Here is a 26,161-nt window from a genome sequence, read left to right as displayed (position 1 = left end):
GCGCTTCGCTGGCGTACCGCGCAGTGTGCCGAAGTCTTGCCTGCGCGCATATGGTGTCCAGGTCATAGCTGCTTCTGACCCCACTCGACCTCTCGCCATTCTGAACTCAGCCCAGCAACCTCTCACGCCTACACAGACGATAAGACTGCCAGCGTCACCCTTAAGGTGGACTTAAGGAAGCAACCACTATGGTGCGGATCACTCACACCGCGATCACAACGTGGTGCGTCCGCCACTTCGGCCCCAAAGAAAATGCGAATGCACAAACATTGCTTTATCACTGTGGCAGTGCTGCTCGCCGGCTGCGCGAGTTATCAACCGCAACCACTGGTGCCCCTGAAAATGATGGCTGCCTATGAAGAGCGGACGCTGACCAACTCGCAGCTTCAGCGTTTCATAACGGCGCGCCTGCCAAAAACCACCAGCGACTGGGATCTGAGCAAATTAACACTGGCAGCCTACTACTACAGTCCTGAGCTGGACGCGGTGCGCGCCAGGTTTGCTAGCGGTGAGGCGGCAACAGAAACGGCGAATCAACGACCCAATCCGTCCTTGTCGCTGCCACTGCAGTACGCCGATCAGCCGATAAAACCGTGGACGTACGGACTGGCGCTCGACATCCCGATTGAGACTGCCGGTAAGCGTGGGTATCGAGTGGCGCAGGCGCAACAGCTCTCAGACGCTGCCCGTCTGAATATCGGTCAAACCGCCTGGCAGATCAGAAGTCATCTTCGCAGCGCGCTGCTCGACTTTTACGCCGCCAGCCAGCACCACGCGATTATCGAGCGCCAGGTCGACATCCAGCAGAACATAGTGACCATGCTGGAGAAGCAGCTTTCGTTGGGGTCGGCCTCGACGTTCGAACTGAGCCAAGAGCAGATCATTCTGGAGCGTGATCGTAGCGACTTGGCGAATAGCGAAAAACTGATGCTGGACGCCAAAGCACTGATCGCTCAGACCATTGGGATTCCTCTCAGGGCTCTTGAGCCCATCAAGCTAGACCTGAGTGAATTCGAGAGCCTGACCCCTCAGATCCCTGATAGCACCGCCCGCCGCCAAACCGTTCTGAACCGCACTGACATTCTGGGAGCACTGGCCGAATACGAAGCGAGCCAAGCTGCTCTCCAACTGGAGGTTGCACGGCAATATCCAAACCTGTCTCTCGGGCTCGGATACTCGTTCGACCAAGGGGTGAACAAGTACAGCGTTACACCGGCAGGCATCACCCTCCCCCTGTTAAACCGCAATGAAGGGCCTATCGCTGAGGCCGAAGCGCACCGCAAGGAAGCCGCCATTCACGTCGAAGCACTTCAAGACCAAGCGATCAATCAGACCGACAGCGCTCTACAGCACTATCGCCTGGCCACGCAAAACCTGGCGCTCATCGACACTCAGGGGACGACTCGAACAGTCGCCTTTCAAGCCGACCAACGTTCCTTTGAATTAGGCGCGATAGACCGACTGGCGCTATCACGGTCACGCCGTGCCGTGAATGTCGATGCAATGACCCACGTTGATGCAGTGGTTCAAGTCCAGCAAGCCATCAGTCAACTTGAAAATGCCATCCAGCAACCGCTCGATGAAATCCCATTGCACGCCCAGTCAACCGAGGCGGTCATTCGAAAATGAACACTCCCTTTCGTAGCAAAACCTCACGAATCACCCTGGCGGTGGTAGCCGTCGTCGGATTAGGCGCTTTGGGTTTTTTCGCTTATCACACCATGCCAGTCGCACCTGCAACTCCGGTCGCCCCCCTGCCGACACGGGTCACTACCGAAGGAGGTTTAACTATCGTCACACTGGATGAAACGACCCAGACAATCAGTGGTATCCAGAGTGAGCCGATCACTGCGTCCAAGCATCAAGTGGAACATCTTGCTTACGGCAGTGTGCTTGATGTGCAAGGGCTCAACGATCTAAGCACTCGTTACTCAATGGATCAAGCAGACTCAGCGGCGGCACAGTCTGCCGCTTCGGCTTCTGGCCAGGAATATGAGCGCAACGTCGCACTGTTCAAGGCTAATCAGAGCGTGTCCATGAAGGTGCTGCAAGCCTCGCAGGTCACATGGAATACAGACAAGACCAGGCTACAGACAGCGGGTGCCAACATGCAGTCGGTACGCAGTAGCGCGCTCCAACAGTTCGGTGCACCCTTGGCCGGCATGATCGGAGCACAGAGTGACCCTCTATTGCACAGGCTGTTGAGCCGAGAGGACATGCTGTTGCGCGTTGCCCTCCCCCTCGGCGTTGATTTGGCCGCGCCTGAACAGATCGCGATAGAGTCCAGCGAACATCATCGGGAAACGGCGCACCTGATTTCGGTCTCGCCTCAAGTCGACGCGTCGACAGAAGGTCGCGCATACCTTTACCGAGCGGCGGCGACCCTGCCGGTGGGTAGCAAAGTGGTTGCCTATTTGCCGTTACCCACACCCACCAGCACCAGTCTTGTCATACCTGAGGCCGCGATCCTATGGTTTGGTGGGCAGCCGTGGGCGTATGTGCAAATTGCCAAAGACCGGTTTACCCGCCGGCCTGTCGCAGAGCAAACCCCCTACAACAATGGATACCTGGTCAGCACAGGGTTTGAGTCCGGTGATCGTGTCGTGGTGCAGGGTGCGCAACTGCTGTTATCCGAAGAGCAGCGTCCGCCAATCACCGCATCGGCTTGCAAAGACCCCGAATGTGACGACTAACCAGACGGCAGCGAATACATCATGTTGAATTCAATTATCCGCTTCGCTGTCCGCTTCCGAGGTGTGGTTATCGCCCTCGCCTGTCTGCTGGCAGGTTATGGCATCTACACCCTGACTCAGGCTCGGCAAGATGTCTTCCCCGAGTTCGCTCCACCGCTGGCGGTGATTCAAACCGAGGCCCCTGGGTTATCGTCCGAACAGGTTGAAATGCTGGTCACTCAACCGGTCGAAAATGCAATGGGTGGCACTCTGGGGCTTGAGAGCATGCGATCAAAGTCGTTGCCAGGGCTGTCAATGGTGACGCTGACCTTCAAGGATGGGGCTGACATATACCGAGCCAGACAACTGGCTGCAGAGCGACTCAGTACGCTCACCGGTATTCTCCCGCACGGGGTCAAATCACCCGCGCTATTGCCACTGACGTCATCGACCAGCGTCACCCTTGTCGCGGGTATTACCTCTGACACCCGCTCGCTGATGGAGATGCGCACACTGGCGGAGTGGACGATCAAACCGCAATTGTTGCGCGTGCCCGGTGTGGCGGACGTGATCGTATTCGGTGGCGATCTAAAACAGTTTCAGATTCAGGCGGATCCCAAAAAGCTGGTGCAGTACGGTTTCTCTCTTCAAGACGTGTTGAGCGCTGCCCAGCGTGCAACGGGGGTTAGAGGCGCGGGTTTTCTGGAAACCGCTAACCAGCGCATCGTTTTGAATACCGAGGGTCAAACCGTTACACCAGCGCAGTTGGCGCAAACGGTGCTCAACTACCAGAATGGTATCGCCGTACGCTTGGGCGATGTCGCCATGGTGGCCTATGGGCCTGCTCCCGCAGTGGGTGCGGCAGCCATCGAGGGTAAGTCCGCGGTGTCGCTGATGGTGGAAAGCCAATATGGCGCCGACATGATGAGCGTTTCCAGTCATGTGGAAAGCGCCCTGGACAGCTTGAAGCCTGCGCTCGAAGCAGCACAGGTGAGCCTGCATCCAGATATCTTCCGCCCCGCCAGGTTTATCGAAACCGCGATTGGTCACTTGCAGACGGCTCTGCTATTGGGCGGCGTGTTAGTTGTCCTGGTGCTGTTTCTGTTCTTGCTCAACATCCGAACTGCAATCATCTCAGCTACGGCGATTCCGCTTTCCCTGTTAACAGCGGTGATCGTGCTCCATCACTTCGGTGTGAGTCTCAACACCATGACCTTGGGCGGTCTGGCCATTGCCTTGGGAGAGGTCGTGGACGATGCAGTGGTCGACGTGGAGAACATCTTCCGTCGACTGCGCCAAAATCAAGCGCTGGAGCATCCCGTATCACCGGCCTTGGTGGTATTACGCGCCTCATTCGAAGTCCGTAGCGCAGTGGTGTATGCCACCTTGGTTGTTGCGCTGATTTTCCTGCCCGTTCTGGCACTGTCAGGGATCGCCGGAAAACTGTTCGCGCCCTTGGGGCTCGCCTACATCCTGGCGATTTTGGCTTCCCTTGTAGTGGCCCTGACGGTCACGCCCGCGCTGGCGTTTATGCTGTTGACTGCCAAGCCACTTCAATCGGACGAGCCAAAACGGGTGCTGCGACTGAAGGCCCGCTACCTGAAATTACTCGCCAGTATCGAGTCACACTATCGCTCAATCGTCTGGATGATCGTCATTCTCTGCACGGTGGCGATCACTGCGCTGCCGTTTTTTGGCGGAAACTTCATACCGGAATTGAAGGAGGGACATTACCTGATCCATATGACATTGGCCCCCGGCTCCTCGTTGAGCGAGTCCATGCGTGTGGGCGACCGTGTAGCGCAGGAGCTGAGCACAGTCTCCGGCGTGCGACTGGTAGCGCAACGCGCAGGGCGAGCCAGTGAAGTAGTCGATCCGACCGGCGTCCACGTCAGTGAGTTTGAAGTGGATTTGAATAGCGTGTCTGCTGCCGAGGAAACCCAGGCCGTGGCGCGTATTCAACAAGTGTTGGCCAGCTTCCCGGGGCTGACGACGTCGGTGAATACGTTCCTGACTGAACGGGTGGACGAAAGCATCTCCAGCGTCACCGCTCCGGTCGTTATCAATGTCTTTGGCCCTGACCTGGATGTGCTGGATAGCAAAGCCCAGGAAATCGCCCAGGTGATCGGTCGAATCCCAGGCACCATCGGCCTGAGAGTCGAGTCCGCCCAGCATGTGCCGCAATTGACCATCAGGCTGCGGCCTGAGCAATTGGCGCATTGGGGGTTCGAGCCGGTTGATGTGATGGACGCGATCCAGGTTGCCTATGACGGAGTGACCGCGAGCCAAATCTATCAGGGGAACCAGACTTATGACGTCACCGTTTCATTAACCCCAACGGCCCACCACAGCATCGCGACTGTCGGTTCACTGCTGCTACGCAACAAAACCGGAACCACGGTGCCTCTCGATCAACTGGCCGTGATCACTCAAACCACCAGCCGTTACCAAATCATGCACAGCGGTGGCCAACGCCTGCAAACAGTCTCGACCGCCGTACATGGCCGGGCGGTGAGTGACTACGTTCAGGAGGCTCAACGGCTAATTAACAAGGAGATCACTCTACCCAAGGGAACCTACGTCTTGTTTGCTGGAGAGGAACAAGCACGTGCGCAATCGCAACAGGACTTACTGGTTTACACAGCGGCGGCCATCATTGGGATCATGCTGCTTTTGTTCCTTGCCCTCAAAAGCATGCGTGCGTTGGTCTTAGTCCTCGTGAACCTGCCCTTCGCCCTGGTCGGCGGTGTAGTGACCGTGTTGGTGTGCGGTGGAAACTTGTCATTGGGATCGCTGGTCGGGTTTGTCACCCTGTTTGGTATCACCTTGCGGAACTCCATCATGCTCGTCTCACATTACTCAAACCTGGTGGATGAAGAAGGTATGACATGGGGCCCGGAAGCGGCTCGAAGGGGCGCCGGCGAGCGACTGGTACCGATTCTGATGACTGCCGTGGTGACCGCTTTGGGACTGCTACCTTTGGCGCTCGCCAGTGGCGCAGCGGGCAATGAAATCGAAGGGCCTATGGCTATCGTTATCCTGGGGGGGTTGGTGACTTCGACAGCACTCAATCTATTGGTGTTACCCACCTTGGCTTTGCATTTTGGACGTTTTGAAAAACGCACCGAGGAGTTTCCCACTGACGTGGCCCCTGCTTCATAACGGTTGTGCGACCTCTCGGACAGAGACGCACTTTGATTGCTTCATCACCGCTACTCTTTAGGCAGCCCACGCATGATGACGTCCCTGGTCTCATCGATCATCGAGTTCCTGACGGTTCATCCGCATGTCGCCTATCTGGCGGTGTTTCTTCTGGCACTTTCCGAGTCAATCCCGATCATCGGTGCCGTCGTTCCCGGCACAGCCGTGATCCTCGCACTCAGTGCCTTGGTGCCGAGCGGCGTATTATTGCTCTGGCCGTTGCTGGTCGCCGCCACGTTAGGTGCCATCACTGGTGATGGTCTTTCGTTCTGGCTCGGGCATCGATACCACCGCGAGATTCTTGGCATCTGGCCTTTGAGCCGCCACCCTGAACTGATTCAGCGCAGCGAGGCCTTTTTCGAACGTCACGGCGCCAAGAGTGTGTTTCTCGCGCGCTTCGTACCGGGCGTCCGCGCCTTCATCCCGCTCCTCGCCGGCATGATGGGAATGGCGGTCAGTCGGTTCTATGCCGTCAATGTTGCCTCGGCACTCGCTTGGGCTCCGTCGCATATCCTGTCCGGTGTTCTCGTAGGCGCGACGTTCAGCATACTCGGCGCAACCGCAAAGCCGCTCGCGATCCTGCTGGTCGTTCTACTCGCAACGGGCTGGGCGCTCCTGCATATCGTGCGCTGGACATTACGTCGCGGCATACCCTACCTCATCGTCTCAATGGAGCGGCTACGGCGCTGGGCCGGCACCCACGACACCTGGCTGAGCCGTAGTCTCACCCGTTTGCTCGATCCTTCACGACCTGAAGCGCGGGCTCTCGCACTGCCGGCTGTCCTTCTCGTCGGTGCAGCCTGGCTTTTCTTCGGCATCCTTGAAGACGTCGTCAGCGGTGACCCGTTGCTGCTCGCAGACAGCGCGATATACCGCGCCCTCCAGGATCTTCGTACAGCACTCGGCGATGCGGTGATGATCGCCATCACAGAACTCGGCGACACCTCGGTCGTGGTAGCCGTCACCATTGCTGTGTTGCTGTGGCTCATGTGGAAGCGCGCCTGGCGTACAGACGCTTATTGGCTGGTTGCGATTGCCGGCGCTTCGGTTCTTAACACTGTCATAAAAGTTGCGCTGCATCGACCTCGACCCGGTGAGCTTCTCTACTCCGGGTGGAGCGCGTTTTCCTTCCCCAGTGGTCATAGCACGGTCAATGTCGTGCTCTACGGTTTCCTCGCTTTTCTCATCGCGCGTGAGATCCGCCCGGCATGGCGCCTTGCGGTCGCTCTCGGCGCAGCACCCCTGATATTTCTGATTGCATTCTCACGCCTCTACCTCGGTGCGCATTGGTTTTCCGACGTGCTCGGGGGGCTGGCATTCGGGTCGGCGTGGCTGGCGCTGCTCGGACTGTCCTACCTGGGGCACCAAGCCGGACGCATTGAGCCAAAGGGCCTGTTCGCCGTCGGATGTTCAGCGCTGATTCTCGCCGGAGGACTCAATATCTATCGTAGCCATGCGACCGACAGCGACCGCTATGCCATCCAGACAGGGACTCCGTCCATGGCCGCCACCGATTGGTGGGCGTCGGGTTGGGAACAACTGCCGGCACAGCGTATCGATCTGACTGGCGAGACGAATGAGCCGCTGACGTTCCAGTGGGCCGGTGGTCTGAAGGACTTGCAAGATGTCCTGCAGAACAATGGGTGGCGCACCTCGGCGGACTGGACACCGTTGAATGCCCTGAATTGGCTTTCCGTCCCGACCGACCCGGCTGCTCTTCCGGTTATTCCACTTTTCGCCAGTGGTCGCCTCCCCAGTCTGACGCTCGTTCGACCGAATAGCGGTGGCGCACTTGCCGGTTCGCGCCTCGTGCTTCGAGTATGGGTTGTCGATTTCGAGCTCACAAACGGGCGAACTGCACCGCTGTGGATGGGCTCGGTTGTCGAGGAGCGTTTCTATCATCCCCTATCCCTCATCACGTTGACGTCGACACAGCCTGGTGTGAATGCACCACGCAGCACGCTAGCTGCCGCTTTTGACGATGCGCGGCTCCTACCTCGAACCGAAGGAACGGCAGATGGAGATTGGGATGGCAAAGTCCTGCTAGCTCGCCAGGGTAAGGCACAGAAAACGATGTCCGATTGATCGCGGCGAATGCTTGGCTATCAGGTACACAGCCGAGACGGGCGTCGCTTTTTTATGCATCTACGCCGGTTGTCAGGGAAAACTTCGGCATGAGGGCTACATCGACTCTTGGCTCATCCGGCTCAAGGTAGATAGGCGTTCAATACTAAATTGCATCGACTTGGCGGTTCACGAGGCGCTCTCGGTTTCCGTCACTGTGACCACTTTGCACTCAATGCCCCCTTAATACACATGGACGATGAAAGAGTTGCGCCCCAAAAACTGATAGTAAGGAACGGCAAAGAGGGGTAAAAATCCGAAAGGTCGACGTTGACCTTACGATTTAGCCACACCACAAGAACCGACACCCGGTTGCATACATTGATGTGGATCAATCGCGGCACTTCGACGTGCTGTATATTGAAAAAGCTACAACCCGTTAACCAATTTCCGGGGAAGCGTCATGTTCTGGTTTCGCCATCGTCAACCAACGTTCATACGCCTCGCCATCGTGCTGTGGGTGTTAGCGTTTGGTCTGGCAGCGACCCAGGGATGTCTGGCACTCCCCAACCACAATCCGGCTACAACCCATGTCTCGCTCAACACCGCGCAAGATGACGAGAGCCACGATGCACATACCCTCGGTTGCCTTCAACACTGCGCCGATACGGCGATAGCCGTGAGTCCTTCGCTACATCTTCAAACGTTTGACTTGTTCAGTTGGACGTTTCTGTTGCTGATCCCTGCGTTGCTGATGTTGTATCCCGCCACCCCCTCTGCTTTTCCCTTTCTCGTATTCCAGCACCCGACTCCAGCTAGGCCGCCTGCCCGCCTGATTTTCGTCCGTTTCAACGATTAAACCGACCTTCAGCGCGCCGAATTCCGGGCGCACTGCCTGGCTGTGCCAACCTGGCGCGGCTTGGTATTACCTGCGTTGTCCTCACCCTTTGGAGATTGCCATGCATGCCTCATTGAAATTGATCCTCGCCGCCCTGCTCGTGAGCAGCCCACTCATGGCCTCGGCCGTCGATGAGCACCACCCAGAGCAGACGCCGACCGCGCCAGATCAAACAGGCGAAGTGGCCACGCCTATGCAGAACAAGGCCATGACCGAGCAAATGCAAAAGATGCAGGCGGCACACGACAAAGCGGCCGCCGCCAAGACCCCTGCCGCGCGACAGGCCGCCATGCAGGAGAACATGAAGACGATGAAAGACAGCATGGGCATGATGCAAAAAAACTGTAATGGCATGGGCATGTCCGGCAACAAAGACGGCATGGGAATGATGAACATGATGATGAAAATGATGGATCAACAGTCGAGCATGATGGCGATGCCCATGAGCAAGTGATCCTGACGATAGCGATGTAAATGCAACGGCGGTTTCGCCTTAGCCAGCATGGCCGGGGTGAAACCATCGTACATTGAACCACTAGATAGCACTCCTTCAGGAGTACAAAACCATGATGAATTCACCACATTCAGCTAACACCTCTCCAGGATTTTGGAGGAGCAAACCCGGCATAGCGCTGGGCATGCTGCTGGTGATCGCGCTGTTCTATCTGGCCAGAGAACACTACGGCCATATGTTGGGCCTACTGCCTTATATGATTTTGCTGTTGTGCCCGCTGATGCATTTTTTCGGGCACCACCACGGTGGTCACAGTCATCACGGAGAAACCTCAGACTCCACCAAGGATGAGAAGAGGAATTAGCTCATGCACAACCCTGAACCTCATCAAGAGCACAACCCAATACGGCAGCCTGAGTCCCAACCAATCGAGTGGCACGACCCGGTGTGTGGCATGGCCGTCAATACCAACAGCCAGTTCAGCACGCAATACGAGGGGCAAACCTACCGGTTCTGCAGCCAAAAATGCCAAACGACCTTCAGGGCCGAGCCTAAGCGCTATCGAATATCCGTACCTGAAATCAAACAGGTACCAACAGCACCGCTAGCAGCGGCCACTGAATACACCTGCCCCATGCATCCGGAAATCCGCCAAATCGGCCCCGGCACCTGCCCTAAGTGCGGCATGACTCTGGAGCCTGTGATTCCCGAATTAGAGGAAGAAGAGAACCCCGAACTCAAGAACTTCACCCGGCGCTTCTGGTGGACATTGCCACTGACAGTGATCGTTACCGTGCTGGCCATGGGTGGCCATGCCCTGGTGCTGTTCCACGGCCCCACGCAAAACTGGGTCGAGCTGGGATTGGCCACACCCGTCGTGCTGTGGGCTGGCTGGCCGTTTTATGTGCGCGGTGTGCGCTCGGTGATTCAGCGCAGTCCGAACATGTGGACACTGATCGGCCTCGGTACTGCGGCGGCCTTCCTTTACAGTGTCGTCGCCACCCTGGCCCCCAGCGCCTTCCCCAGCAATTTCATGATGGAGGGCCGCATCGGCGTGTACTTCGAGGCGGCGGCTGTGATCATCTCGCTGACCCTGCTCGGCCAGATGCTCGAACTCAAGGCTCGCTCGCAAACCTCGGCTGCCATCAAGTCTCTGCTTGGTCTGACACCCAAAACTGCCCGACGGATCAATGCCGATGGCACGGAAGAAGACATCCCACTGACACACGTACACAGCGGCGACACGTTACGTGTGCGACCGGGCGAAAAAGTGCCTGTCGACGGTCAGGTGCTAAAAGGCGAAAGCGCAGTGGACGAGTCGATGCTCACGGGTGAGCCGATACCGATTATGAAGAGGCCTGGCGATGCGTTGATCGGCGCGACCCTCAACACCCACGGCAGCTTGGTGATGCAGGCGCAGAAGATAGGGTCGGCCACCCTGCTCGCACAGATTGTGCAGATGGTTGTGCAGGCACAACGCTCAAAAGCGCCGATGCAACGTCTGGCAGACGTGATTGCCGGTTACTTCGTGATTGTGGTGATTACCATCGCCGCGCTGACTCTACTCGGCTGGGGGCTGTGGGGGCCCGAGCCAAGTTGGGTGTTCGGACTGATCAACGCTGTCGCAGTAATGATCATCGCCTGTCCCTGTGCCCTTGGCCTGGCGACACCGATGTCGGTCATGGTCGCCACCGGCAAGGCTGCTGGCAGCGGCGTGTTGTTTCGCGATGCCGCCGCCATCGAGAACCTGCGCAAGATAGACACCTTGATAGTCGACAAAACCGGCACCCTCACTGAAGGGCGGCCAGCGTTCCACAGCGTCGAGGCTGTACCCGGATTTACTCAGGATGAAGTGCTGCGCCTGGCCGCGAGCCTCGATCAGGGCAGCGAGCACCCGTTGGCCCACGCCATCGTCGAGCAGGCACGCACCGCTGGCCTGACACTGAGCCCACCTGAAACCTTCGAGTCAGCCTCCGGTATTGGAGTAAGCGGTCAGGTCGAGGGTCGCCGCCTGAAGCTGGGCAATACTGTGTTGATGCAGGAGGCTGGCGTCGCCACCGAGAGCTTGCAAGCGCAGGCCGAGAAGCTACGCGGCGATGGCACGAGCATCATGTACTTAGCGGTCAATGGCGCCCTGGCAGGTTTGCTGGCTGTAGCCGACCCCATCAAACCCACCTCTAAGCTGGCAGTCGAGCGTCTGCAGGCGGATGGCGTCAAGGTCATCATGGCCACTGGCGACGGCCTTACTACTGCGCGTTCGGTAGCTCTCCGGCTGGGTATCGAGGAAGTGCATGGAGAGGTCAAACCGCAAGACAAAGAACGTCTGGTCGCGTCTCTGCAACAAGCCGGACACCGCGTGGCGATGGCCGGCGACGGCATTAATGATGCCCCCGCACTGGCTCGCGCTGATGTAGGTATCGCCATGGGCACTGGCACTGACGTGGCGATGAACAGTGCTCAGGTCACCCTGATCAAAGGCGATCTGCTCGGTATCCTGCGTGCTCGCAGCCTGTCAGTAGCTACGGTGAGAAACATGCACCAGAACCTGACCTTCGCCTTCCTTTACAACGCCATGGGCATCCCGTTGGCCGCCGGTTTGCTCTACCCGCTTACCGGTCACCTGCTGTCGCCACTGATTGCCGCACTGGCTATGAGCGTGAGCTCGGCGTCGGTGGTGTTCAACGCCTTGCGCCTGCGCCAGGTTTCAATTGAATGAGCGATAAAGGCTGCTTGACCTTACCGCCATGGCATGGTCGAGGATAAAGCCAATAGCACAGAAAAGCCGCATACATCAGTCCTTCTACGATCAATTTTTAGTGAGGAGTCATCAATGAAAACCGTTGAACTGCAAGTCCAGGGCATGAGCTGCGGCTCTTGCGTCAAGCATGTAACCGAAGCGTTGCGCCCACTTGAAGGCGTCAGTGAAGTGGCAGTGGATCTACAATCCGGACGGGTGAAGGTCAGCGGTGACTCGGACAGCCATGCTCTGCTTGCAGCCCTACAAGACGCGGGCTATCCGGCACAGCTGGCGACAGCAGAAAGCGTAGCAAGTAAGAAAACCTCAGGTTGTTGCGGGAACGGTGGTGGTTGCTGCTGTCGGTAAGCGCTCTTTTTTGAACTGGCGAACTCCAATGAATACCAGATTGCGCATCGCTATGCTCACGGCCTTGCTTATGACCGGAGCGGCACAAGCCGCTGAAGTCATCGACGTTTACCGCGACCCTAACTGTGGCTGCTGCAAGGCGTGGATCAAGTATCTTGAAACCAATGGCTTCAGCGTTCGCGACCATGTCGAACCCAATATGAGTGAAGTCAAACAGCGCCTTGGCGTCGCTCCGCGCTTGGCCTCCTGTCATACCGCCGTGATTGACGGTAAAATCGTCGAAGGACATGTGCCAGCAGCACAGATCCTCGACTTGAAGAATCACCCCGACCTCGTCGGAATTGCGGTTCCAGGCATGCCTGCTGGTTCGCCTGGAATGGATGACGGCCAAACCAAACAGCCGTATCAGGTGATAGGTCAGACCCAATCAGGCTCCGATCAAGTAGTCGCCGATTATCCTAGCAATTGACGATGACACTGAGGGCTCACCAGACACGGCCTATCACAGCACGACAAACCTATGGGTGCTGCTCAATCACAGCGCAAGCTAGGTTGCCTTTGCCAACTTGACGGAAATGCAATCACTCGCGTCCCGATCATGTGGCATCTTGATTGCAAAATAGCGGCTGACACCGAATCTCTGAAGCGAATCCTGGCCGCACTGTGGCATCGGATCCGTATCTGCCTGCATTCTGACTTATTGGATAGAGTCCGGATCTTGCTGCGCAGAGCAAACCCTCCCTCCAGTCAGACCCATCTAAAAATCGGAGATCTTGAGCTTGACCTGCTCAAGCACCAGGCGCTTCGAGGAGGGAAACGGATTGACCCACGGCGAAAGAGTTTTCGTTATTGGAGTTCATGCTCCAGCTCCGTGGTGAGGTTCTTCCGAAATCCCTCATCGCGTCGCAGGTTTGGGATATAAGCTTTGAGAGTGGCACCAATGTCATCGAAGTTGCAGTGCGTAGGCTACGGGCGAAAATTGATGACGGTTTTGAACACAAATTGATTCACACCTCACGCGGTATGGGTTATATGATCGGCTGAATCCCCTCCGTTTTCTGCCCGTCACGACTACCTATATTGAGTCGAAAGCCATCATTCGTGAACGGATCGCTAGTGGACGCTCAATTAGTAACGCAAGGTGTGATGGGCGGGGGCGTCCATCCCATTGTTTACAAGCCATGTACGCTGAAAAATAAAAAAGCGCCACTAGGGCGCCCAACTAAACCACCTTCAAACCAATGAAAAACAAGGAGACTGTGTCCTTACTTCATGACGCCTCAGAGTACCACTGGCTTGTCCGGTAACTCATTCCGGTCACCGCCGGACGCAGGGAAGTGTTTCGTCAGATGCTGTGTAACCGCCTGAATACCACTAACCACGCCGTCTTCGTAATTACCGTGTTTAAAGGCAACTTCCATCTGTCGGCAAATGCTTTGCCATTCTTGAGAGCCCGTCTTCGCGTGAATCCCCCGATCAGCAACAATCTCAACGTCTCGGTCAGCGAGCAAAAGATAAATCAGCACACCGTTATTATGAGATGTGTCCCATATACGTAAGTGCGAAAATACATCGATAGCACGGTCTCTTGCAGATTGGCCTTTGAAAAGCGGCGTGCTATCCAGTGCACCCTCCACGACGAAACGGATTTCTCCGACGTGAGCGGTTTCACTGGCTTTGATCGCTTGCTCAATCGCGAACAATGTCTTGCGGGAGAATGCCCGGTTGACCTCCCAGTGGGTCATAACAAGGTGCTTCATAATGCGTTTGATATTCATCGTCACCACCTCCCCGATGCGCCGCCACCGCCAAACCCGCCACCACCGCCACCGAAACCACCACCGCTTCGACCGAATCCTCCACGATGCCCTCCCATACCGTACCCGCCCATACCGCCACCGACCAATGTGAACAAGAGGGCCATCACGCCCGCGCCCAACGCGATGAACAGCGCGCCGGCCACCAGCCAGGCGATAACAGCCACAACCCCGCCAGTGACTAACGCGCCTGGAAATCTGCCCAATACAGGGCGCAAAAATCTGCCTATCACAAGCGCAAGAATAAAAATTAACGGGCCATACTGCCGAATATCTGCAACGTCACCGATAGGTTGTGCGCTGGGTGCCGGCAACTGCTCGCCATCAATTACCCGGATCATCTGGTCAAACCCGGCAGCAATGCCACCGTAGAAATCCCCTTGCTTAAAGCGTGGCGTGACGATTTCGCTGATTATGCGTTTGCTGGTAGCGTCATTGAGTGCGCCCTCAAGCCCGTAGCCTACTTCGATGCGAAGCGCACGATCGTTCTTGGCGATGACTAGAATTGCGCCATCATCCACTTTTTTTCGTCCTAACTTCCATTGCTCCGCAACGCGCAAAGCGTATTGTTCGATCGCTTCCGGCTGGGTGGTAGGGACAATGAGAAGTGCAAGCTGACTGCCTTTTTTGGCCTCAAACGCCCGTAAAGTCTGCTCCAGACTAGCCATCTGCTCTGCGGTGAGCGTAGCGGTCTGGTCGGTTGCCCGGCTGACCAGGGGAGGCACTGCGATTTCAGCGCCCGCAAGGAAAGACCAACAAAGCATGAAGACAAACAATGCCCCTACGCTGGTCGTGCGCACAGTCGTCACTTAATATGCTCCCTGAGACCTGCTTGGGGGAACAACAGGCGCAGCCCTAAAATCTACGGCAGGAGGCTTAGCAATTTCTTTTTCGTTTTCTACCGTGAAATTAGGCTTCTCTTTATACCCGAAGACCATCGCCGTTAGATTGGAGGGAAACGAACGTACCGTGACGTTGTATTCCTGCACTGATTTGATGTAACGGTTGCGCGCCACTGCGATTCGGTTTTCGGTGCCTTCCAATTGCGCCTGCAAATCGCGAAAACCGGCGTCGGCTTTTAGCTGTGGATAATTTTCACTCACTGCCAAAAGTCGGGACAACGCTCCAGACAGCTCGCCTTGTGCAGCCTGAAATTTGGTAAAAGCGGCCGGATCATTGAGCACTTCTGGCGTCACTTGTATGGAGCTTGCCTGAGCACGCGCCTGCGTCACCTGGGTCAATACTTCTTTTTCATGTGAGGCATAACCTTTGACGGTATTGACTAGGTTAGGCACCAGATCCGTGCGCCGCTGGTATTGGTTCACGACCTCAGACCAAGCGGCTTTAATTTGCTCGTCTTGGCTCTGGAACGTGTTGTAGCCGCAACCGTTCAGGCTTAACGCAACCATTGCTGCAAAAACAACCCATAATTTACGCATTTTATTTTCCAAAGAAGAACAAGTTTAAACCTGACAACATTGTGACTACTGCCCCTATCGGCAATATTTGCGCCATGTTCCTTGTGTTTTTTTCAGTCAAAAATTAATACGTATTGTTCAGAATAGCTCGTCGCCTCATATACGGTAATGCCATACGTCGTTTTGATAACGCTGAAATCCCGTACGATCCGCCATAATGAAATAGACGCCGAACTCCATAGCAGAGTCCAGTAGTGACAATAGTATTGGCTGGCGCGTTTTTACTTGACCTTTGTCAATGACCCTTCATTGGACGAACGCTATTTTACAAATAACAGTGTCGCAAATTAACTGAAGTGTTTTCGTACGTGCAGTCTATGCGGGCAAGCTTTTCCATTACCCTGAGTCGCCCCTGTTTCCGTAGACAATTTCGAATAGGGCGAGACTGTGTAAAAACACCGGCTCGGCTCTGTACAAGCTCTTTGAGGACGGCACATCGCCCGTCGGAGTACGCACTCGCTGAAGTTAAAGGCCCAAATCTCTGCTGAGGTGATCCTCTTTCATCTCGTCCGATGCAATGCCCATTTTCACGAGATGCCACTGCAGTTGGTAACTCAGATGCGCTTTCAGACGAGACCTCAGTTCGACGTAGCCTGGAGCGTCAACAGAGGCACCAGCGTTCAAGCCACGACGCCGCAGCACATCCCGCAGCACCTGAACAGCCAACTGGCCGATGTCAGACGCATGCAGCCGCACGAGGGGATCAAGCCCCGGGGATCTCTTGAAGCAGTCGACTGACTGTTCAATCAGTCGCTGGAACGTAGCCGCATCACATGCCTGCTGCATCGATCGCCACACATTCGATTCGAGCTCACTGTCCATCACCTCTCCCAGTGCCTGCAGCGCGCTGCCCTCTCTCGCGAAAAGGTTGTCCGACGCCAGTATTTTTCAAAAAATTGGATCGTTGTTTGAAAACAAAATGAAAAAGCAGCCGCTTTCAGCGAAAGGCGACTTCTGCCCTACTCCAGGTTCAGCCGTCTAGCAGGAGCTCGACATCACAACGTAGAAGGAAGCAAAAAGCAGAAGCACGGAAGCAAAAACCAACCTCAGCTTTCACATTTCAGGAGCAATACAGGTGGTTTCAGGATCGCTGCTTTTTTGTTGTTCTCAAATATAGAGATCCGTTTTTCAAAAAAAATTTCAAGGGTAAAAGAAAAAAATATTTCGATTGAGGTTTTTTATCGTCCGTAAATCTGGGCGCGACAGACCATTTCGCCGAAAAAAGCCGACATGCCTTGTGCAGTGCAAACGTCAGAAGGCGAAGGTTGAAAAGATGATAGTCAAAGGTCTCACCGCCGATGTGCCATTCATGGGGGCATGACTACGGAATGATCGTCACCACCTCAACGTTGAGCCTTGGTGTACAGACAACGATTACGGCGCGAGGCTATCCCATCCAAGCGGTCGAGTTGGATACGCTAAGCGCTTAGGAAACTCATCAAATGAGCAACGATGGCTTCAGGTGCATCCTCTTGCATCAGATGCCCCGCACCCGGTATTCGAATGAATTTTGAGCCTGGAATTCTTCGCGCCACTTCCGCTCCTCGCTCAATCGGAATCCATCGATCCTCCTCCCCCCACAACAGCATCACTGGACACCTGATTTCCTCAAATTGGTCTTCAATCTCGTCTGTGTATTTCTGATCCATCTGCGCGATCTGTCGGTAGAACGCGGCTTGTCCAATCTCCCCTGTCCACGGCGTGACGTAGGATTGAAGATCGTCCACGCTAAACGGCCTGAACGTAGCGCCTTGGATGTAGGCACGAAGAATAGCGTCGTGGATGTAGCCGGGTAAGCCGCTGAATGCTGGTTCATGCCGGCGAACGTGCTGAACGAACGGCGACCCCCATGGCGCAATCGCGACTGGGTCGATCAGTGTAAGGCTCGCATAGCGAGAGCCGTTTAGGAGATGCGCGCGCAAGGCCGTGGCGCCGCCAAAGTCGTGAGCGACGACATGGGGATCGTCCAACCCCCAATGGTTCAACAACGCCGCGAGTAAAGAGTTTTGGATGCCTAGTGAAACGTCTTGGCCATCCCCCTTCGCCGACTGCCCATATCCGAGAAGGTCGTAATAAAAAACCTGGTGATGCAGGGCGAGCAAAGGAGCAATGCGCCGCCACACATGTGAGGAGAAAGGAGTCCCGTGAACCAAAACGACTGCGGGGCCCGACGTACCTAATCGGCCGCAGCGGATCGCGTGCCCCTCGAAATAAAAGACATCAGGTAATGCCAGCGCGAAGGGATTCTCAGACATTTTTACCTCTGCTTTCACTTTTAAGGGTTAGACAAGCTATAGTCTAGCCTAACCTGTAAAGCAAGAAATGAGGGTTATATGTTTCCGCACAAATGGCCAAAATCAGCATTCGTAGCCGGTGACCCGGTGCTCGACTTTCTTAACACCGTGGATGCCCACGGACGGTCAGCTGACCAAGATCGACTGACGAGCTACGCGTCAGTTTTAGCCTGGAGCTTGGCAGCAGGAGTGATAGACGCTGCGGAACTCCAGAACATCACCGTCGTAGCCACGAGCGTTCCAGCCCATACAGAGCCAGCATTGGTCGATCTGGTGCGGTGGCGCGAGGCGGTATACCGAGTATTCGTATCTATTGCCAGTAATGAAGACCCGCCTGCAGACGATTGGAAAACCGTCGAGACTTCGATTCAGAAAGCCATTTCTGACGCAGTCCTATCCCGAGATAAGGCTGGCTTGACCACTTGGAAAACTCCTCCCGGCATCACTGACTTCACGACCATCCCGCAGAGACTTGCGCTGGGGCTGCATGAACTGCTTGCCGGAAATTTGGTTGCAAACATCAAGCAGTGTGAGGGCTGTACGTGGCTGTTTATCGACACGTCCAAGAATCACCGGAGGCGCTGGTGCGCGATGGCTACGTGTGGGAATCGGGAGAAAGCGAAGCGGCATTATCAGGCGAAAGCAGCACCAGATATTCTGACGAGTAGATCTACCAACGTTGTCTAACCCGCCGATCATGTGTGCTGAATCGAAGGCAACTTTCAGGAAATGCGAGTGGGGCTTAGCATTAGCATTGACGACCGGACTAGATTGCCTTGATCGAGATCACATCGAAATACCTGTACTTTCTCTTCTTGGCCTCGCTTTTGGCCTCCTGCTCCGCGACAAACGTACTCAGGGTACTCGCATCGTAGGTCAAGACCTCAACAGCACCTTCAAACTCTTTGGTGACATGCAACGTGACCCGAAGCTTCGGCGAATGTGATTTCGCTATGGTTCGCGGTTTCGGTTTCAGCTCTGGCTTTGTCTCCACCGCAGGCTCTGGATGTTGTTGAGGCTCCGAGACGGATTCCGATGCTGGGCCAAAAAGCGCCAGGCGCATCTCTTCTTCGCTGAGTTCTGCTTTCATTCTGATTGTCTCGCTACTGCTGAAGTGCTAATCGATATCCATCAGTTTACCACTGCGGATGCTGCGATCAGCGATGGGAGTGCCCCCGCGATTAAGATCCCGATCAACTTGCCGCGATCGCAGGGTGAGTTCACCCAAAGGCGCCTTCGAGGTTGAGGCTGTCGAGCTTCCGCCGTCGTTGAAGAAGTCGTCCCTTTCGACCATGCCAAAATTATCCATGGGTTTGTCAGTGTCGCTTTCACTGAACATCGTGTGGACTCGCCTCTCCTGCTTAAGACTGGCAACCGCCTGGAAAAAGCAGTGCTCACAGAGGTGTATCTCATAGCGCTCACCATCGTGTGTCGACCCATATCCCCACTGCGCCTGCAACAAGCCATATTGGAGACCACCTCCCTCTGTCCGGCCAGAAGATCGTAAGAGATCACACGGAGAATGTTGGAAGTAATCGGTATCTAGAGACTGAAGGTATCGTGCCGCTGATAGGCAGGAGTATCTCCATGGCTGGCATCAACGGAGGTGGCATGCGTGTGGGAGCGTCTGACGGCTGGGTGGCCGAGAGCGTCCCCCTGAACTGGCCTTGCCATCATTTGCTTTTGGTAGAGCCGGGCTCGTGGCTGCATGGTGCCCGGTACAATCAAGCCAGCGTGTTTTACAAGTTGGCGATAGAGGCCGAGCTGAGGACTTTCGGGTTCTCCTCTACTGGCAAAACCTTGATTATCGCCACGTCTAGCAGCTTGACTGTTTACCGACGTATTACATTACCAAAGGCAGTTTCGGAACCCCAATGCGCCATAGGGTCATTGATTGCTGGGCTCGCGCTACAGACTTAAATCGCGAGCAAAAAACTCCTCTTGGATCGCTTCAGAGGCGCCTCCAACCTGCATCATCAGTTGCCATTGCAGCTGATGATGCAGGTGGTGCCTTAGCCTCGATCGCACAGCAACGTATCCATGCGGGCCATCGCGGCCTTCGGTAGCAATATCGTGCCGCTTCAACGAATCACTCAAGACGGCGATAGCGTGCTCACCAATGTCGGAAGCATGCAACCGCACCGTGAAATCAATGCCGGGCCGGCGCTTATATTCTCCAACCAGTTTGTCGATGACGCTCGTGAATTCAGGATCTCCGAGCACCTGCTGCGCGAGTGCCCACACGTGCGACTCCAGCCCTAAATCCATCCGGCCGACCTCATTTTTGCGTCCACGACGTAATCAAGGCTGATTACGTCCGACACGAGTATTTTTTCAAAATTTTCGATATGTATTTGAAGCCAAAATGAAAAGCAGCGGTCTGGCGACCGAATGCGCGACTTCCCTGTGCCCTACGGGTGTTTTCAACACCGTGTCCGCGCTGAAAATCGTCAGAAGCGAAGCAGAATCAAAGACAAAAAGCGAAGAGAGAATCGGTGGTAATGCCCAAAAAAAACGGGGCGGCTGAGTACCTCGCTTTTTCTTTGGTCTCAAATATAAGAACTCCGTCTCAAAAATTTTTTATTAAGAGGGGCGAGTGCATGTTGTCGTATATGGCATGGCCGCTGTCGTATTTGACGCCTAAATAGCCACCAAATCTGATGCCTTGGCTCTCTTTGAGCCTTCACATCCTGCTCAGGATCTGTAGAAATCTCGATTGCAGTGGGTGGCGGAAGGCAGCGTTCGGCCAAGAGCGTACCGTCCTGATACTCGTTTGCAACGAGCCTTTCTACTTTTTTTGCTCTAACGCTTCATTCAGTTTCTCGTCGTTCTCCATCAAGACTTCCACCTCTTTGATGCGCTTGGCGTAGTCAGCCGCTGCGGCTTGGAGGACGGCTTCTTGCCTTTGAGACGTATCTGAAGTTTTTTCATCAGCCAATGGGCTAAGCGAGTCAACGCTACACGGCACCTGCTGAAAAATGCTCTTGCCGTCTGGATTGGTGCATTTGTAGATAGCACCGGCGCTCGCAGTGCTTGCACCTGCCAAGAGCATTGCAAACACGACCATTGGGGAAAGGATGTTAGTTTTACTCACGCTGTACCTGTCGGTGGCATCGGGCTTTTCAAAATATCGCTGTTACTTTCATCCGTATTGTAATCCATTGCCAGCGGGTTGAATGGTCTCCGACACTGAGGCTCCATTGCATTCGACATGTGCAACATGAGTTGAATGTGAAGGTTGGTATAAGCACCTTGAGAATGGCAGTAGCGACGGGCAACAATCGGCCGATTCTGTTGAAAAAGTCGGCTTCGGTTTCCACGGCAGAAAAGTACGCGCCTGAGATTGAAATCCGTGTTTTGCGCAGAAGGCTCAGGACTCAGATTTGACGTAGCAGCGTGCAAAAAAGGCGATTTCACCGTTCAATGTATGGCTAGCCAGGCCGGGTCGACTTTTTCAACACAATCGGCCAAAAGCGGTCATTCGGCTTTTCTACCAGACGGCGTCAGACCCGCTGCAAGCACCTCCAGCAACGCCCTGATCTTTGGCAGTGCCTGACGGCTTTTTACCCAGACCAGATTGATCGCCAGACCATCCGTTGCCAAATGGGGAAGCACTTCGACTAATGTCCCTTCTTCCAGCCGACGCTTGATCAACCACGTCGGCAACTGCGCAATACCACATCCTGTCACTGCCGCCGTCACCATTCCTTCGCCATCGCCCACCATGAACCTTGCGGGCATGACCCGGCGTTCAATCTCGCCGGAGCGGCTCCCCGGAAAATGCCAAGGGTGGATCGCACCGTCACTACCGCCGTAGACCACGCAACTGTGGTGCTCCAGATCGCCCTCGGTGATCGGCTCGCCACGCTTGCTCAGGTAGTCAGGTGAAGCGCAGAAAACATGTCGCCCTGTACCCAGGTAACGGTGGCCCAAAGCAGCGGGCCAGACATCTGAACCACCGACTCGAACGACAATGTCGATGCCCTCCTCCACTGGGTCGACGAATCGATTGGAAAACGAAATGTGCGGCGACAGCATCGGGTGCTTTTCGACGAACTCAAGAATGACCGGAAGCGCGTGCAACCGCCCGTAGGACGCAGAGAGATCAATGCGAATCCTGCCACGAGGCTCGGTGTTTTCCGCATGCAAGGACAGCTCGCCTTCCTCGAGATCGGCCAGCACACCGGTGCAGGTTTTGTAGAACGCAGTCCCTGCATCGGTCAGAGACAAACGCCGTGTCGTGCGATGGAACAACCGGGTTTCAAGCCTGCTCTCCAGTCGGGCGATGCTTTTGCTGATGGCCGAGCCCGTCAGGTTCATCCGCTCGGCAGCCGCCTTGAAGCTACCGGAATCCGTGACGCAGACAAATACATCAATGCCCTTTAACCGTTCGGAGGAAAACATAAAAGCCTCTTATTCATGAATTAAGTTCAACTCACTAAATAAAAGGTATCGCAAAACGGAACATTTTTCCCCAGTAAGCTGGCGCGACACACGCTGTGGCGGTGCCGAAGATCTCGGAAAAACTGCGTCACGGCCGGTCAACCAGGGAATCAGCATGCAAAGCCAGAAAACTTCAATTCTCTATGGGGGCAACGCCTCCTATGTTGAAGAGTTGTATGAACAATTTCTCAATGACGCCTCAGCCGTTCCCGAGCAATGGCGTAGCTATTTCGAGTCACTTCAGCTGCCGGTGGAAAAAGGCCAGTTCCACGTAGACGACATCGCACATGCGCCGATCGTCGAGGAATTCATTCAATTGGCACGCGGGGTAGAACGCAGGGCATTGTCGCTCACGGCGCCAGACCTGGACGTTGCGCGTCGACAATTGGCCGCACAATCATTAATCGCGACCTATCGCATGCTTGGCGCGCGTCGGGCGAATCTTGATCCGTTGAGGTGGGCGCCGCTGCCTGCCATGCCCGAGTTGTCGCCGGCATCTCACGGATTAGACAGCGCGGACTTATCAAAAAAAATAGGACTGCCAGGTCATCATTTCTGGAAAGGCGAAGCATCGATTGCCGATCTGGTATCCGCACTGGAGACAACCTATTGCGGAAAGCTGGGCACGGAATTCATGTACCTGAGTGACCCCGTGCAACGCGACTGGTGGCAAGACCGGCTTGAGTCCACACGAGCAAAGCCGATGCTCGGCCCCGAGAAAAAGCTGCGCATTCTTGAGCGACTTTGCGCTGCCGAAGGCTTTGAAAAATATTTGCATATCCGTTACACCGGACAGAAAAGATATTCGCTGGAGGGCGGTGAATCCTTGATCGTCCTGCTCGATGAACTCATCAGCCATGGTGCAAAAAACGGTGTGCGCAATGTGGTCATGGGCATGGCCCACCGTGGTCGTTTGAATGTTCTGGTGAACACGGTTGGCAAGCTGCCAGCCGCACTATTCGACGAGTTCGAGAACAAGGCTCTCCACGCGGGGGACGTGAAGTATCACAAGGGATTTACGACCAGCATAGAAACGGAAAATGGTGCGGTGAACGTCGCCCTGGCCTTTAACCCGTCCCACCTGGAGATCGTCAACCCGGTGGTCCAGGGGATGGCTCGTGCTCAAAGCGAGCAATGCGAAGCGTCCCGAGGTGACAACGTACTGCCCGTGGAAATACATGGTGACACGGCCATTTCCGGCCAGGGTATCGTCATGGAAACCCTGAGTTTGAGTTACACCAAAGGCTATGGCACCGGCGGTACCGTGCATATTGTCGTGAACAATCAGATTGGTTTTACCACGTCTGACCCGCAAGAAACCCGGTCTTCGTTTTTTTGCACTGACATTGCAAAGCTGATCGAGGCGCCGGTCTTGCACGTGAACGCAGATGATCCTGAGGCGGTTGTCAACGCGGTACGGCTCGCGCTGGATTACCGCAAGGCATTCAGCAAAAGCGTTGTCATCGACCTGGTGTGTTTCCGCCGGCACGGCCATCAGGAACAAGACACGCCCCATATGACTCAGCCGCTGATGTACCGCTCGGTGGCTACCCATCCGGGCGTACGCCGGCTGTATGCCAACAAACTGGTCGCCTCTGGGCTGATCACCGATGAGCAGGTTTTGTCCATCATGCAGGCCTATCGCGCCGGACTGGAAAATGCTCGGCCTGTCGCCAAAAATGAAACGGCACAATCTTCATTTCAACATCCGGAGCAAAGCAATTACTCAGCTCCGCCACCGGGGCAGATCCAGGCTCTGGCTGCCCGTATTTCCGACTTGCCAGCCGATCTGAAACTGCACCCTCTTGTCTCCAAGGTGACCCAGAGTCGGCACGAAATGGCGACAGGTGCAAAACCTCTTGATTGGGGCATGGCTGAACACCTGGCGTTCGCGTCAGTGCTGTCTGTGGGTGTCGATGTACGGCTCAGTGGCGAGGATTGCGAACGCGGTACCTTCGGCCATCGGCACGCTGTTCTGAATCCGCAGAATCGGGAAGTGCGTGGACAAGGTAAATATCGACCTCTGGATCATATTGCCCCAGAGCAAGGTAATTTCACGGTCATCAACTCGGTATTGTCCGAAGCGGCAGTCCTGGCCTTTGAATACGGCTACACCATTGCGAAGCCTGAGACACTGGTGCTGTGGGAGGCTCAATTCGGCGATTTTGCCAACGGTGCGCAAGTGGTCATCGACCAGTTCATCGCCTCCGGCGCTGTCAAATGGGGACAGCACAGCGCGCTGACAATGCTGTTGCCTCATGGTCAGGAAGGTCAGGGACCCGAACATGCTTCCGCCCGACTGGAGCGCTACCTGCAACTGTGCGCGCAAGACAATATGCGTGTTTGTCAGCCTACGACGCCGGCTCAGTTCTTCCACTTGCTGCGCAGGCAGGCGTTGTACTCCGCCCCCCGGCCATTGATTGTGATGTCTCCGAAATCCTTGCTGAGGCATCCAGAAGCCGTGAGCGATCTGGAGGAATTCTCCAAAGGGTCTTTTCAAGAGATTGTGGGTGAGCGGTTTACCCTTCCCGCGCTAGACAAAGTGACCCGAGTGATCGCCTGTTCAGGAAAAATCCACTACGAATTGTTGGCGCACCGTCGTGCAGTAAAGGCTGAACATATCGCGTTTGTTCGTCTGGAACAGCTCTACCCTTTTCCTTATGGAGCATTGGCTGAAGAGCTCGGTCGTTACAAAAACCTGCAATCGGTGGTCTGGTGCCAGGAGGAGTCCCGTAATCAGGGTGCATGGAAATTCGTCGATGATTATCTGCGTGACATGATCCCCGAGGCGACCACGCTTCGTTATGCAGGCCCACCACCCGGCGCATCCACCGCACCAGGCAATATGTCGATGCACATTGAGCAACAACAACAGGTCATCGAAAGCGCGTTCTCTTGATGGGGCATGCGCCTGGATAAACAGCTTGGGTGGCCCACAACAGTCAGGACCGTGAAGCTGCCGGTGGTCGTTGCATTTCGCTTGTCGCCGGCGTTTGGCTAAGCTGAACAAATCGGGACGAACTGAAACCCAAGTGATAGCGCCCATCAGCGAATCTGGATTGGCATTCAGACGGTAACCCACAAAGGAGATTAATATGTATACGGTTATAAGAACCTACTTGGGTGCGGGAGCAAAGCAGCTTTTCGATGTTCTAGAAGAGCGCAAGACCGACGTAGAAGCTACCCTCCGGAAAGTGCCTGGCCTCGTAAGCTACACACTGCTAAATACTGGTGATGGCGGTATATCGGTGACTGTTTGCACGGACAAGGCCGGCACCGATGAGAGCTTGAAAGTTGCGCGCGACTGGATCCAGAAAAACGCCTCGAATATCCACGCGAACCCGCCGGTCGTCACGGAAGGTCCGGTCATTGTGCAGATCAATTAGCGCGCCCTTCCGATTGATCTCACGACACTACGCTGTCGCAGTCAATGCTTTTGCCGATCCTGGTCACTCTGCTGCCAGACTGCCACCGATCTGAGGTTTTGTACGCTTGCTTCGCAGAGATGTGATCGTCCACAAACCATCAGATTGGGTTCGTAAGGTCACGCTCGGAGTGTGGCCTGTATGATCTTATTGCCTGTCATGCGATTCGCCACCATAGCGAGCAGCACGGCGTCTTTTTGGGACACTGCGGACTCGGATCAGTCTCCGTCAGTTTGCGGTGGAAGCGAACGAGGGCTCAGGGTCGATTTCCGTCAGTCGCGACAGGCAGAAATCGGCCAAAAGCAGACCATG

23 protein-coding genes and 2 pseudogenes are annotated in these 26,161 nt (G+C 55.4%); 15 read left to right on the top strand and 10 right to left on the bottom strand.

The genetic code is table 11. The features are described from left to right. Positions 1 to 258 precede the first annotated feature (258 nt). The 12 genes and pseudogenes from AC1MEE_RS10515 to AC1MEE_RS10460 form a co-directional block, all read left to right on the top strand. On the top strand, positions 259 to 1,629 hold the full coding sequence (locus AC1MEE_RS10515) for a TolC family protein (RefSeq protein ID WP_480415257.1): 1,371 nt from the start codon (positions 259 to 261) through the stop codon (positions 1,627 to 1,629). Beyond that, positions 1,626 to 2,693, top strand: coding sequence for an efflux RND transporter periplasmic adaptor subunit (locus AC1MEE_RS10510; protein ID WP_480415256.1), 1,068 nt, complete (start codon positions 1,626 to 1,628; stop codon positions 2,691 to 2,693). Before AC1MEE_RS10515 ends, AC1MEE_RS10510 begins: the two co-directional genes overlap by 4 nt. A gap of 21 nt (positions 2,694 to 2,714) precedes the next feature. Beyond that, positions 2,715 to 5,834, top strand: coding sequence for an efflux RND transporter permease subunit (locus tag AC1MEE_RS10505; protein ID WP_480415255.1), 3,120 nt, complete (start codon positions 2,715 to 2,717; stop codon positions 5,832 to 5,834). A gap of 72 nt (positions 5,835 to 5,906) precedes the next feature. Further along, complete coding sequence (locus tag AC1MEE_RS10500) at positions 5,907 to 7,958, top strand: bifunctional DedA family/phosphatase PAP2 family protein (RefSeq protein WP_480415254.1); 2,052 nt, start codon at positions 5,907 to 5,909, stop codon at positions 7,956 to 7,958. A gap of 31 nt (positions 7,959 to 7,989) precedes the next feature. After that, a pseudogene (locus AC1MEE_RS10495) lies at positions 7,990 to 8,103 on the top strand (DNA primase); the annotation flags it as partial. A 297-nt stretch (positions 8,104 to 8,400) separates the two neighbouring features. Next, positions 8,401 to 8,796: a hypothetical protein gene (locus AC1MEE_RS10490; protein WP_480415253.1), complete on the top strand. Its 396-nt coding sequence runs from the start codon at positions 8,401 to 8,403 to the stop codon at positions 8,794 to 8,796. Positions 8,797 to 8,896: 100 nt separating this feature from the next. Then, a complete protein-coding gene (locus AC1MEE_RS10485) occupies positions 8,897 to 9,289 on the top strand; it encodes a hypothetical protein (protein ID WP_480415252.1) in 393 nt (130 codons plus the stop codon). Between the two features lie 112 nt (positions 9,290 to 9,401). Further along, positions 9,402 to 9,653: a DUF2933 domain-containing protein gene (locus AC1MEE_RS10480; RefSeq protein WP_480415251.1), complete on the top strand. Its 252-nt coding sequence runs from the start codon at positions 9,402 to 9,404 to the stop codon at positions 9,651 to 9,653. Positions 9,654 to 9,743: 90 nt separating this feature from the next. Continuing rightward, positions 9,744 to 12,005 carry a heavy metal translocating P-type ATPase gene (locus tag AC1MEE_RS10475; RefSeq protein WP_480416203.1) on the top strand — a complete coding sequence of 754 codons (2,262 nt, stop codon included), beginning with the start codon at positions 9,744 to 9,746 and terminating at the stop codon, positions 12,003 to 12,005. Between the two features lie 114 nt (positions 12,006 to 12,119). Then, positions 12,120 to 12,392, top strand: a complete 273-nt coding sequence (locus AC1MEE_RS10470; RefSeq protein ID WP_480415250.1) for a heavy-metal-associated domain-containing protein — start codon at positions 12,120 to 12,122, stop codon at positions 12,390 to 12,392. 28 nt (positions 12,393 to 12,420) lie between these two features. Continuing rightward, entirely contained in the window at positions 12,421 to 12,861 is a 441-nt protein-coding gene (locus tag AC1MEE_RS10465; RefSeq protein WP_480416202.1) for a DUF411 domain-containing protein, read from the top strand. A gap of 222 nt (positions 12,862 to 13,083) precedes the next feature. Continuing rightward, positions 13,084 to 13,436 (top strand): annotated as a pseudogene (locus AC1MEE_RS10460) (winged helix-turn-helix domain-containing protein); the annotation flags it as partial. Between the two features lie 236 nt (positions 13,437 to 13,672). On the opposite strand, the gene AC1MEE_RS10455 reads toward AC1MEE_RS10460, so the two are convergent. The 5 genes from AC1MEE_RS10455 to AC1MEE_RS10435 form a co-directional block, all read right to left on the bottom strand. Continuing rightward, complete coding sequence (locus tag AC1MEE_RS10455; protein WP_480415249.1) at positions 13,673 to 14,170, bottom strand: TPM domain-containing protein; 498 nt, start codon at positions 14,168 to 14,170, stop codon at positions 13,673 to 13,675. 2 nt (positions 14,171 to 14,172) lie between these two features. After that, positions 14,173 to 14,973 (bottom strand): TPM domain-containing protein, encoded by an 801-nt coding sequence (locus tag AC1MEE_RS10450; protein WP_480416201.1) that lies wholly within the window; start codon positions 14,971 to 14,973, stop codon positions 14,173 to 14,175. A gap of 45 nt (positions 14,974 to 15,018) precedes the next feature. After that, positions 15,019 to 15,648, bottom strand: coding sequence for a LemA family protein (locus tag AC1MEE_RS10445; protein WP_480415248.1), 630 nt, complete (start codon positions 15,646 to 15,648; stop codon positions 15,019 to 15,021). A 504-nt stretch (positions 15,649 to 16,152) separates the two neighbouring features. Continuing rightward, on the bottom strand, positions 16,153 to 16,509 hold the full coding sequence (locus tag AC1MEE_RS10440) for a hypothetical protein (protein WP_480415247.1): 357 nt from the start codon (positions 16,507 to 16,509) through the stop codon (positions 16,153 to 16,155). Between the two features lie 596 nt (positions 16,510 to 17,105). Continuing rightward, positions 17,106 to 17,942 carry an alpha/beta fold hydrolase gene (locus AC1MEE_RS10435; RefSeq protein WP_480415246.1) on the bottom strand — a complete coding sequence of 279 codons (837 nt, stop codon included), beginning with the start codon at positions 17,940 to 17,942 and terminating at the stop codon, positions 17,106 to 17,108. A 78-nt stretch (positions 17,943 to 18,020) separates the two neighbouring features. On the opposite strand from AC1MEE_RS10435, the gene AC1MEE_RS10430 reads away from it, so the two are divergent. Further along, positions 18,021 to 18,668, top strand: coding sequence for a CGNR zinc finger domain-containing protein (locus tag AC1MEE_RS10430; RefSeq protein WP_480415245.1), 648 nt, complete (start codon positions 18,021 to 18,023; stop codon positions 18,666 to 18,668). A 79-nt stretch (positions 18,669 to 18,747) separates the two neighbouring features. Here the strand turns inward: AC1MEE_RS10430 and AC1MEE_RS10425 are convergent, their stop codons facing one another. From AC1MEE_RS10425 to AC1MEE_RS10405, 5 genes are all read right to left on the bottom strand, one after another. After that, entirely contained in the window at positions 18,748 to 19,071 is a 324-nt protein-coding gene (locus AC1MEE_RS10425) for a hypothetical protein (protein ID WP_480415244.1), read from the bottom strand. Positions 19,072 to 19,098: 27 nt separating this feature from the next. Then, complete coding sequence (locus AC1MEE_RS10420; RefSeq protein ID WP_480415243.1) at positions 19,099 to 19,320, bottom strand: hypothetical protein; 222 nt, start codon at positions 19,318 to 19,320, stop codon at positions 19,099 to 19,101. Positions 19,321 to 19,889: 569 nt separating this feature from the next. Next, on the bottom strand, positions 19,890 to 20,249 hold the full coding sequence (locus tag AC1MEE_RS10415) for a hypothetical protein (RefSeq protein WP_480415242.1): 360 nt from the start codon (positions 20,247 to 20,249) through the stop codon (positions 19,890 to 19,892). A 520-nt stretch (positions 20,250 to 20,769) separates the two neighbouring features. Continuing rightward, positions 20,770 to 21,075, bottom strand: a complete 306-nt coding sequence (locus AC1MEE_RS10410) for a DUF4124 domain-containing protein (protein ID WP_480415241.1) — start codon at positions 21,073 to 21,075, stop codon at positions 20,770 to 20,772. 383 nt (positions 21,076 to 21,458) lie between these two features. Next, on the bottom strand, positions 21,459 to 22,385 hold the full coding sequence (locus AC1MEE_RS10405; protein ID WP_480415240.1) for a LysR family transcriptional regulator: 927 nt from the start codon (positions 22,383 to 22,385) through the stop codon (positions 21,459 to 21,461). A gap of 154 nt (positions 22,386 to 22,539) precedes the next feature. Between AC1MEE_RS10405 and AC1MEE_RS10400 the strand changes: the two genes are divergently transcribed. Together AC1MEE_RS10400 and AC1MEE_RS10395 are read left to right on the top strand one after the other, a co-directional pair. After that, positions 22,540 to 25,323, top strand: coding sequence for a 2-oxoglutarate dehydrogenase E1 component (locus AC1MEE_RS10400; RefSeq protein WP_480415239.1), 2,784 nt, complete (start codon positions 22,540 to 22,542; stop codon positions 25,321 to 25,323). Between the two features lie 196 nt (positions 25,324 to 25,519). After that, on the top strand, positions 25,520 to 25,810 hold the full coding sequence (locus tag AC1MEE_RS10395; protein WP_480415238.1) for a hypothetical protein: 291 nt from the start codon (positions 25,520 to 25,522) through the stop codon (positions 25,808 to 25,810). Positions 25,811 to 26,161 lie beyond the last annotated feature (351 nt).

It is taken from the genome of Pseudomonas sp. ASL3 (genome assembly GCF_056680425.1).
Note: the sequence above shows the minus strand (reverse complement) of the source record. Positions and strands in the feature narration are given on the sequence as shown.

What these genes read in the sequence shown, in the direction of transcription:
- AC1MEE_RS10515 (WP_480415257.1), top strand. Translation starts at nt 259, where the DNA reads ATGCACAAACATTGCTTTATCACTGTGGCAGTGCTGCTCGCCGGCTGC.
- AC1MEE_RS10510 (WP_480415256.1), top strand. Translation starts at nt 1,626, where the DNA reads ATGAACACTCCCTTTCGTAGCAAAACCTCACGAATCACCCTGGCGGTG.
- AC1MEE_RS10505 (WP_480415255.1), top strand. Translation starts at nt 2,715, where the DNA reads ATGTTGAATTCAATTATCCGCTTCGCTGTCCGCTTCCGAGGTGTGGTT.
- AC1MEE_RS10500 (WP_480415254.1), top strand. Translation starts at nt 5,907, where the DNA reads ATGATGACGTCCCTGGTCTCATCGATCATCGAGTTCCTGACGGTTCAT.
- AC1MEE_RS10490 (WP_480415253.1), top strand. Translation starts at nt 8,401, where the DNA reads ATGTTCTGGTTTCGCCATCGTCAACCAACGTTCATACGCCTCGCCATC.
- AC1MEE_RS10485 (WP_480415252.1), top strand. Translation starts at nt 8,897, where the DNA reads ATGCATGCCTCATTGAAATTGATCCTCGCCGCCCTGCTCGTGAGCAGC.
- AC1MEE_RS10480 (WP_480415251.1), top strand. Translation starts at nt 9,402, where the DNA reads ATGATGAATTCACCACATTCAGCTAACACCTCTCCAGGATTTTGGAGG.
- AC1MEE_RS10475 (WP_480416203.1), top strand. Translation starts at nt 9,744, where the DNA reads ATGGCCGTCAATACCAACAGCCAGTTCAGCACGCAATACGAGGGGCAA.
- AC1MEE_RS10470 (WP_480415250.1), top strand. Translation starts at nt 12,120, where the DNA reads ATGAAAACCGTTGAACTGCAAGTCCAGGGCATGAGCTGCGGCTCTTGC.
- AC1MEE_RS10465 (WP_480416202.1), top strand. Translation starts at nt 12,421, where the DNA reads ATGAATACCAGATTGCGCATCGCTATGCTCACGGCCTTGCTTATGACC.
- AC1MEE_RS10455 (WP_480415249.1), bottom strand. Translation starts at nt 14,170, where the DNA reads ATGAATATCAAACGCATTATGAAGCACCTTGTTATGACCCACTGGGAG.
- AC1MEE_RS10450 (WP_480416201.1), bottom strand. Translation starts at nt 14,973, where the DNA reads ATGCTTTGTTGGTCTTTCCTTGCGGGCGCTGAAATCGCAGTGCCTCCC.
- AC1MEE_RS10445 (WP_480415248.1), bottom strand. Translation starts at nt 15,648, where the DNA reads ATGCGTAAATTATGGGTTGTTTTTGCAGCAATGGTTGCGTTAAGCCTG.
- AC1MEE_RS10440 (WP_480415247.1), bottom strand. Translation starts at nt 16,509, where the DNA reads ATGGACAGTGAGCTCGAATCGAATGTGTGGCGATCGATGCAGCAGGCA.
- AC1MEE_RS10435 (WP_480415246.1), bottom strand. Translation starts at nt 17,942, where the DNA reads ATGTCTGAGAATCCCTTCGCGCTGGCATTACCTGATGTCTTTTATTTC.
- AC1MEE_RS10430 (WP_480415245.1), top strand. Translation starts at nt 18,021, where the DNA reads ATGTTTCCGCACAAATGGCCAAAATCAGCATTCGTAGCCGGTGACCCG.
- AC1MEE_RS10425 (WP_480415244.1), bottom strand. Translation starts at nt 19,071, where the DNA reads ATGAAAGCAGAACTCAGCGAAGAAGAGATGCGCCTGGCGCTTTTTGGC.
- AC1MEE_RS10420 (WP_480415243.1), bottom strand. Translation starts at nt 19,320, where the DNA reads ATGTTCAGTGAAAGCGACACTGACAAACCCATGGATAATTTTGGCATG.
- AC1MEE_RS10415 (WP_480415242.1), bottom strand. Translation starts at nt 20,249, where the DNA reads ATGGATTTAGGGCTGGAGTCGCACGTGTGGGCACTCGCGCAGCAGGTG.
- AC1MEE_RS10405 (WP_480415240.1), bottom strand. Translation starts at nt 22,385, where the DNA reads ATGTTTTCCTCCGAACGGTTAAAGGGCATTGATGTATTTGTCTGCGTC.
- AC1MEE_RS10400 (WP_480415239.1), top strand. Translation starts at nt 22,540, where the DNA reads ATGCAAAGCCAGAAAACTTCAATTCTCTATGGGGGCAACGCCTCCTAT.
- AC1MEE_RS10395 (WP_480415238.1), top strand. Translation starts at nt 25,520, where the DNA reads ATGTATACGGTTATAAGAACCTACTTGGGTGCGGGAGCAAAGCAGCTT.